At 57.6% G+C, this 7,614-nt stretch carries 5 protein-coding genes and 4 pseudogenes; 1 reads left to right on the forward strand and 8 read right to left on the reverse strand.

Going from position 1 to position 7,614, the window contains the following annotated elements; genetic code table 11:
• Positions 1-114 precede the first annotated feature (114 nt).
• Positions 115-258, reverse strand: a pseudogene (locus BM225_RS21060) (transposase domain-containing protein); the annotation flags it as partial.
• A 455-nt stretch (positions 259-713) separates the two neighbouring features.
• Between BM225_RS21060 and BM225_RS21065 the strand changes: the two are divergent.
• The gene (locus BM225_RS21065; RefSeq protein WP_218157092.1) at positions 714-2,801 is read left to right on the forward strand and encodes a recombinase family protein; all 2,088 of its coding nucleotides are present in this window, start codon (positions 714-716) and stop codon (positions 2,799-2,801) included.
• A gap of 6 nt (positions 2,802-2,807) precedes the next feature.
• Here the strand turns inward: BM225_RS21065 and tnpC are convergent.
• From tnpC to tnpB (BM225_RS21100), 7 genes and pseudogenes are all read right to left on the reverse strand, one after another.
• Positions 2,808-4,214, reverse strand: a pseudogene (tnpC, locus tag BM225_RS21070) (IS66 family transposase); the annotation flags it as partial.
• Positions 4,215-4,275: 61 nt separating this feature from the next.
• Positions 4,276-4,623: an IS66 family insertion sequence element accessory protein TnpB gene (gene tnpB, locus BM225_RS21075; RefSeq protein ID WP_092465488.1), complete on the reverse strand. Its 348-nt coding sequence runs from the start codon at positions 4,621-4,623 to the stop codon at positions 4,276-4,278.
• Positions 4,620-4,985, reverse strand: coding sequence for an IS66-like element accessory protein TnpA (gene tnpA / locus BM225_RS21080; protein ID WP_092465489.1), 366 nt, complete (start codon positions 4,983-4,985; stop codon positions 4,620-4,622). The genes tnpB (BM225_RS21075) and tnpA overlap by 4 nt, the downstream gene beginning before the upstream one ends.
• A 98-nt stretch (positions 4,986-5,083) precedes the next feature.
• Positions 5,084-5,779 (reverse strand): annotated as a pseudogene (locus BM225_RS21085) (transposase); the annotation flags it as partial.
• A gap of 53 nt (positions 5,780-5,832) precedes the next feature.
• Entirely contained in the window at positions 5,833-6,096 is a 264-nt protein-coding gene (gene tnpB / locus BM225_RS22340; protein ID WP_092465490.1) for an IS66 family insertion sequence element accessory protein TnpB, read from the reverse strand.
• Positions 6,097-6,268: 172 nt separating this feature from the next.
• Positions 6,269-7,291: an IS110 family RNA-guided transposase gene (locus BM225_RS21095; protein WP_092465493.1), complete on the reverse strand. Its 1,023-nt coding sequence runs from the start codon at positions 7,289-7,291 to the stop codon at positions 6,269-6,271.
• A gap of 83 nt (positions 7,292-7,374) precedes the next feature.
• Positions 7,375-7,482 (reverse strand): annotated as a pseudogene (gene tnpB, locus BM225_RS21100) (IS66 family insertion sequence element accessory protein TnpB); the annotation flags it as partial.
• Positions 7,483-7,614: the final 132 nt, after the last annotated feature.

Here is a 7,614-nt window from a genome sequence, read left to right on the forward strand (position 1 = left end):
TGACAAGTTACGTAATTTTGTACCGTATTATCCATAAAAACCCTCCATATCTGGACGGCTCCTTCTCAAAGAAACAGAAAACAACATCTACGAGGGCGATGACGCGGCGCTTACGCTCAGGATGTCCGTGAGGTAGGCTTGTGGGTCGAGACCGTTGAGCTTTGCCGTTTCAATGATGGTCATCGCGCGCGCCAGGGTTTCCGCGCCGGTATTGGCACCCGCAAAGAGCCAGTTTTTGCGTCCGATCCCCAGTTCCCGTTCATTCTGCCCATGTCGGGCAGGTTTATCGTGTCCATTATCGATGGCATGCCTATATTTGGCGCGGACGTGAAGGTTTTCCGCACGCTCAGTCGCGGTGATGGCCAACATGTCGGACTCGAGCGCGATGCGGGGATCGCGATCCTTGCACCCGCCTGGATTTTGGATGCCTCAGTCTGTCAGGGCTTCGATCTTGGCGAACCTGTGGTAGCAACGGAGGCGCTTTGCGAACTTCATTCGGTTCTCCAGCACCTCGGTTTCCGGCGAGGCTTCAAGGGTGACGACTCACCCATGGAGGCCCCGAATGACGCATCACAGATCCCTGATACCAACCCAGTTGCCACTGCCTTTGGCACCAGCGCCATTGCTGACGGAACCAGAATACCGGTCGATCGTGACAGCACTGGCGCAAGTGCTCCTAGCGGCGGCAAAATCGGATCCAGGAGGGCACAGCGATGAATGACATGGCCCTCACTTTTCCGCCCGAACTGCTCAAGCGTCAGGCGGTCATTTATGTACGTCAGTCGACGCAGAGCCAGGTCATGACGAACCTCGAGAGCCAGCGTCGACAATACGATCTTGTCGAAATGGCCCGCGGGTTTGGTTTTGCCGGGATTGATGTCATCGACGACGATCTTGGTGTATCAGCCAGTGGCTGTCAGGCCCGCCCCGGCTTCGAACGGCTCGTCGCCATGCTGTGTTCGGGGTCAGTTGGCGCAGTATTCTGCCTGGAAGTGTCGCGCCTGGCCCGCAATGGGCGGGACTGGCACCATATGCTGGAGCTTTGCGGCCTGGTAGAAGCCCGTGTCGTTGACCATGACGGCGTTTACGACCCGCGCCATCCCAATGACCGGCTGCTTCTTGGTATGAAGGGCAGCATCAGCGAGTTCGAGCTTGGCGTCCTGCGCACGCGCATGGTTGAAGCCGCAAGAGCGAAAGCGCGCCGCGGCGAACTGCGTTATACGCCGCCGATCGGCTACCTGTGGGACCGCGACGCCGGGGTGATGCTCGATCCCGATCTCCGCATCCAGGAGGTCATCCGGCAGATCTTCTGCCGGTTCCGCGAGCTTGGAAGCGCCCGGCAGGTTCTTCTCGCCATGTCGAGCGAAGGCATTCACTTTCCTCGACCCTCCGATGGCATTCGGCTGACAAGTTTCGACTGGCAGCCCATTCGCTACCGCAACGTGATCAGCGTCTTGAAGAACATGTTTTATGCCGGGGTCTACGCCTATGGTAAAACCGGAAGACAGGCAAAAATCCGGGACGGCCGCGCGCATGTCACTTACAAGAACCGCAAATCCTGGGAAGACTGGGATGTGGTAATCAGGGATCACCATGTCGGCTATATCGATTGGGAAGAATATGAACGCAATCAGGCACAGCTGGCCAAGAACGCGTTCGGACGTGCTGGCGGCACCAAATCCGGTCGCGGCGGCGGCGCGCTATTGGCCGGTCTCCTCAGCTGTGCGAGATGCGGGCGGCGGTTGCATGTGGTCTATACAGGCCGCACGCCACGCCCGGTCTACCGCTGCGACAATCCAAACCTTCTTCTCGGACAGAAACGCTGCATCACCTTCGGTGGGTTCCGCCCTGACAAACTCATTGCAGACGCTGTTCTCGAGGCTGTGGCACCATTTGCCATCGATGCGGCCATCGAGGCCCGTGCAATGTTGAACCAAGCTGCCGAAGACAAGCGGTTGGTGCTCGAGATGGAGTTGCAGCAAGCCAGATACGATGCATCCCTGGCGGAACGACGCTATGCCGCCTGTGACCCGGACAATCGCCTCATCGCATCAGAACTGGAGAAACGCTGGGAAGAAGCCTTGGGCCGCGTTCGCAGTTTCGAACAGCGTCTTAATGCAGATAACGCTGCAGCACCGGAGGTAGATGTCACGCGCCTTGAAGGGCTGGCGCAGGACCTTGAGACCGCCTGGAACGCTCCGGCGACATCCATGCGCGACAAGCAAAGATTGATCAGGACACTGATCGAAGACATCGTGGCGGATATCGATGACGATACAGGGGAAATCGTTTTGGTCGTTCATTGGAAAGGCGGTCGGCATACGGCATTGCGCGTCAAAAAGCCGAAGTCCGGAGAGCACAATGCCCGCACCAGTGAAGAGGCTTTGGGGATCATCCGCGAGATGGCGGGGCGCTGGTCGGATGAGGCGATCGCAGCCTGTCTCAACCGCATGGGCATGCCGACCGGTCAGGGAAAAACTTGGAATGCAAAACGTGTTTCATCCATCCGGCGTGTAAATGATATTCACGGATACCTCTCTGCCGACAAGGATGGCCCGTGGCGCACCATGACCGAGGCGGCGAAAGAGCTTGGTGTCACCAATCACGTCATCCGCAAGCTGATAAAGGACGGTATTCTGCCCGCAAATCAGGTGGTCGATGGCGCACCGTACCAAATACGGACAACTGACCTGCATTCGGATACTGTCAAAACCGCTCTCGCACGAAAAGGTCGCCCGTGTCGCGCTGATCTCGCAGACCAGCTCTCAATGTTTCCAAGCACTTACGAAGGGGGTGCATAATGACCAACCAACGACGATAGGTCGTAGGGCGCGCTCGGCGGGGTTATTGTCGATAGCAACGCGTCCGTCGGACAAGAACAGGCTGAAGGCGTCTTGGCGGCTTAGGCCATAGCGGAAGGCTTTGGCGAGATCACTCTTGCCCGAGATGCGGCGGAGCTGCTGCTCAGACCAGGCAAAGAAGGCCGCAACTTTGGGAGCGCTATATTCTTGCCGCGCGGCAAGACGGTCGCCCGTTGTACGGCCGTTAATGTCGCGCTCGATATCGTAAAGGGTGCCGATGCGGTCTAACGCCTCGCGGGCGATCCCGGATTTGTCCGAAGTCCAGATATCGTGGAAGTCACGCCTGAGGTGCGCCCAACAGGCGGCCTCCTGCAATCGAGGCTTCCCATCGGGGTCTGGGGCATAAAGCTTGGCATAGCCTTTGTATCCATCCGCTTGCAGAATGCCGCGGGTGTTTGCCAGCTGGCGCTGGACATGGATCTCTTTCCAATCCGGGGCAAACGCGTAGAGGGCAGCGGGTGGGGCCTCCCCTTTCCATGGGCGGTGGTCGCGGACGTAGGTCCAAATCCGCCCTTTCGTGACGCCTTTTCCAAGGCCCTTGTTTGATTTCCCCCGATCAAGGACCCGGATCGGTGTGTCATCTGCATGCAGCAGATCACTGCTCATCACATCGGCTTCGATCCGGTCGATCAGGGGTTGCAGCACTTTCATTGCGCGGCCGCACCAGCCAACCAGCGTCGTCTCGGGAATATCCGCGCCCATGCGCGCAAAGATTTCGTGCAAGCGGTACAATGGAAGATGGTCATCGAACTTCGAGACCAGAATATAGGCCAAGAGGCCTGCGCCAGCCATGCTGCCCGGGATCGGGCGGCTGGGTGCCGGGGACTGAATGATGCTCTCGCAACGGCGGCAGGACTTCTTCAAACGCGCGATCTGCACAACCTTCATCTGTGCGCGGATCATGTCGAGCATCTCGCTGACATCCTCGCCTAGGGTATGCAGGTCGCCGCCGCATTCGGGGCAACACGTGCCCGGGTCCAGTTCGCGCCGCTCTCGAACTGTGTCATCGGACACACGAGGACGGCGGCGCGGAAGAGAGGGGCTTTCAGGATCGTCCTGCCCCTCGTCGATGGGCTGTTTGTCCTGCTCGGCGATGGCGACGAACAGATCCTCAAGCGCAAGCTCCAATTGCTCGATCTCTCGCTCGACCTTTTCCGAGGATTTGCCAAAGGCCATTTTCTGCAGTTTGGCGATCCGCAGACGCAGCGCCTGAACCAGTTGATCATGGGCACGCAGAGTGGCCGACATTCGCGCATTCTCTGCTGCGATCTGTGCGTTTTCTGCCTGCAGAGCTGCAATCATCGCCTCTAATTCGGCGGTATTGTCAGGCAAAGGAGAGGCAGGATCAGACATGACCCTGACTACCAGAGAACAGGTCAATAAGCTAGTAAAATAACGTTAAAACAGGGGGATATCACCCCATACGTGCTGGGGGAGCGCCCCAGTTCGGCCTCCGCCAATCAATCCCCTCCCAGAGCATAGCAAGCTGCGCCGAGGTCAGGCGAAACGCCCCGTCACCCGCGTTTGGCCAAGGAAACCGACCCCGTTCCAGAACCTTGTAGTAAAGGCAAAATCCTTGCCCGTCCCAAAACAAGAGCTTGATCCGGTCTCCACGCCGCCCACGAAAGGCAAACACGGCCCCACCCGCAGGTTTCTGGCGCAAAACATCCTGCGCGAGCGTTGCAAGGCCACCGATCCCCTTCCTCATGTCTGTGACACCGCAGGCCAGATACACTCTGACGCCCGTTCCCGGGCCAATCATACGGCCTCCAGCAGACGCACGAACCTCAGCAGGTTGTCCGAACACAGATCACTTGGGCAACGAAGGGTTCGGCCATTCGCCACCCGGATCTCAATGTCTCCGGCCAAGCGTTCATCAACACCGTCTGGCTCGGGCGCAACCAAGGGTAAGAAAGTAACCCCAGAGCCTGCCGTAGCCTCTAGCAAGCCCTTCTTCTTCAGTTCTTGTCGCCATTGGTAGATGTGCTGACGGGTTATATCATGCGCCCGTGCAACGTCCGAAACACTGGCGCCGTTCACGCCAACTTCGTCCAGGATGGCCAGCTTCTCTTCATCCCGCCAGCGGCGCCGACGTTCGACCCCGATAATAACTTCCTGTCGCATCTTAAGCCTTGCCTCATACGACGTCGGTAACGACGCCAATAATGACATAGCTTAAGACATCAGGCCCAACTCAGGCAGGTGGTCCCAATGGAGCCGTTACTGTTCACCACCGGCGCCAGATGGAAGGCCGCGGTTCCGACCCAATCGGCCAAGGTGCTGCGCTGAATGTCGATGCCGGATCGGGCCAGGATCTGGCTTAGCCGATATAATGGCAAATGGTCCGAGAATTTGCAGACCAGCACGTGGGCGATGGCGCCTTCGGTGGGCAATCCACCCTCGATCAGGTGGGCGGGCGCAGGGGCCTGACTGACACCGTTGGTGCAAGCACGACAGGCATATTTGGGGCGCACGGTGACGATCACGCGCACTTGCGCAGGCACGATGTCCAAGCGCTCTGTGCGATCCTCGCCAATGCGGTGCATGGCCCCGCAGCCACAGGGACAGTCCAGCGTTTCCGGTTCGATCACCTGTTCGATGCGCGGCAGATCGGCTGGCAGGTTGCCCCGATTGCGGCGGGCCGGTTTGCGCGCAGGAGTGCCCGCGGGCATGCTGGCGTCCTGCTGCGCCTCAACCTCGGCCACGGCGGTTTCCAGATCCTCGAAGGCCAGTTGCCGTTCGTCTTCGGTCAGCTTTTCCGATTTCTTGCCATGCACGAGCTGCTTCAGTTCGGCCACCAGATGTTCGAGCCGCTGGTTCGAGGCCTTCAGCGCATCTCGTTCCTGCAGCACCGCGAGAACGGCAGCGCGCTGTTCTTCAGGGATGGCGGAAAGGTCAAGGATCGGGGTGCTGGACATGACACGATATTACCCTGATCCGCCTGTAATTGCGCGGTATTGTTGAGTTTATTTTACTCGGTGCACTCTGGCCTGCGGGTCTCGAGCGCTTTGACTTTCCGCCAATCGAGGCCCGCAAACAGCGCCTCGAATTGCGCGCGATGCAAGGTCATCGCTCCATCGCGGATCGCGGGCCAAGTGAACCCGTGATCCTCCAGCCGTTTGTATGCCATCACTAGTTCACTGCCATCCCATGTGTGGATACCTCGGTTGATGCAAGAGGTTTCTTGAACGGTTTGGACATGTGATCGGGTACGGTCATGTGTCAGGCCTCTCATGTGCGACGTTCAACATGCCGCGGGCCGGTATGGCGATGCGAAGGTCGGGTCCATATCAATACAGCGAGCTCAAAGCTCTCTGGGACGGCCTGGTTTTCCCAACCTCGATCTGGTCGATCATTGTTCCTTTCTGTCTCAAGGTCCTTCTCACATCCTTACCCTTTGTCGCTGACTATGCGGCGCAGGGATCTCGGTAATCTTCATTCCGCGTCATCATCGCCCATATGGCTCGAGCGGTTTTATTAGCGAGCGCGATGGCGACCAACATGCGTGGTTTTCGCTCAAGCATCTGTTTCAGCCACGATCCTTCAGGCGCTCCGTTTTTCAAAGCCCAGCGAACCCTGCCCATGGCACCGATGATCAATAATCGGCGGATATCACGCTGACCCATCTTTGAGGTCCTTCCGAGAATTTGTCTGCCCCCGGTCGATCTCTGGACGGGTACCAGTCCAAGCCAAGCGGCAAAGTCGCGCCCTTGTTTGAAGCTTTTAAAATCGGGTGCAAAAGCTTTGAGTGCCATTGCTGTAACTGGTCCAACTCCTGGTGCTGTTTGCAGCCGAACCGTTTCCGGGTCTGACTTCGCGTCGTCTTGAAGATTCCGCTCTATCTCCGCGATCTTTTCGTTCAATCTGCCAACCTGATCGAGTTGCATCTGACAGCATTCGATGACTAGCACAGGCAACCCGCTCTCAGGTGCCTCTATCTGTTCTACCAATTTCTTTAAGTCCCGACGACCACTTGGAGCTGTGATCCCGTATTCCATAAGGTGCCCGCGTAAGGCATTAACAATCGAGTTGCGCTGACGCACCAACAGATCGCGCGTTTTAAACACCATCGACCGGGATTGTTGTTCGGCGGTTTTCACCGGCACAAACCGCATAGTCGGTCGCATCGCCGCTTCAACGATTGCTTCTGCGTCATTGGCGTCATTTTTTTGCCGCTTAACAAAGGGCTTCACATAGATCGGTGGGATTAGCCTGACCTCATGCCCCAGTTTGGTGATCTCACGCCCCCAGTAATGCGATGACGCACAGGCCTCCATCGCAATAAGGCATGAGGGCACGGTGCCCAGAAACTTCAAAACCTGAGCACGCGATAATTTCTTGCGAAACACTGGCTCGCCGGATGCCGATGCTCCGTGAAGCAGGAAAGCTGATTTTGCCAAGTCGATACCGATTATTGTAACCTCTTTCATGGATACCTCCTCCATTCTGGTGCTTTTGGACATCACCATAGTGGCACGTTGCGATGCCGTTGTGGGGTGAGGTATCCACACCATCAGTACAGGATCTTCATCCGGTCTGCGCGTTTGGCCCGAAAGATAAACACGGTCCCAGTGAACGGATCCTCGGCCAAAGCAGACTGGACTAGCGCTGCCAACCCGTCATGTCCTTTACGGTTATGAGGAGCTCCTCATAAGCGCAATTATGCAGGGCGCATGATTATGCGGAGTCCGCAAGCAGAGGCAATTTTTCTTTTTCTTTTTCTGTAGGTTATAGCGCTCGCCCATCTATCTCG

Source organism: Donghicola eburneus (assembly GCF_900115865.1).
GTDB lineage: Bacteria > Pseudomonadota > Alphaproteobacteria > Rhodobacterales > Rhodobacteraceae > Donghicola > Donghicola eburneus.

Excerpts from the sequence above, each read along its gene's own strand:
- BM225_RS21095 (WP_092465493.1), bottom strand. The coding sequence starts at position 7,291 with ATGAAAGAGGTTACAATAATCGGTATCGACTTGGCAAAATCAGCTTTC.
- tnpB (WP_092465488.1), bottom strand. The coding sequence starts at position 4,623 with ATGATTGGCCCGGGAACGGGCGTCAGAGTGTATCTGGCCTGCGGTGTC.
- tnpB (WP_092465490.1), bottom strand. The coding sequence starts at position 6,096 with ATGAGAGGCCTGACACATGACCGTACCCGATCACATGTCCAAACCGTT.
- BM225_RS21065 (WP_218157092.1), top strand. The coding sequence starts at position 714 with ATGAATGACATGGCCCTCACTTTTCCGCCCGAACTGCTCAAGCGTCAG.
- tnpA (WP_092465489.1), bottom strand. The coding sequence starts at position 4,985 with ATGCGACAGGAAGTTATTATCGGGGTCGAACGTCGGCGCCGCTGGCGG.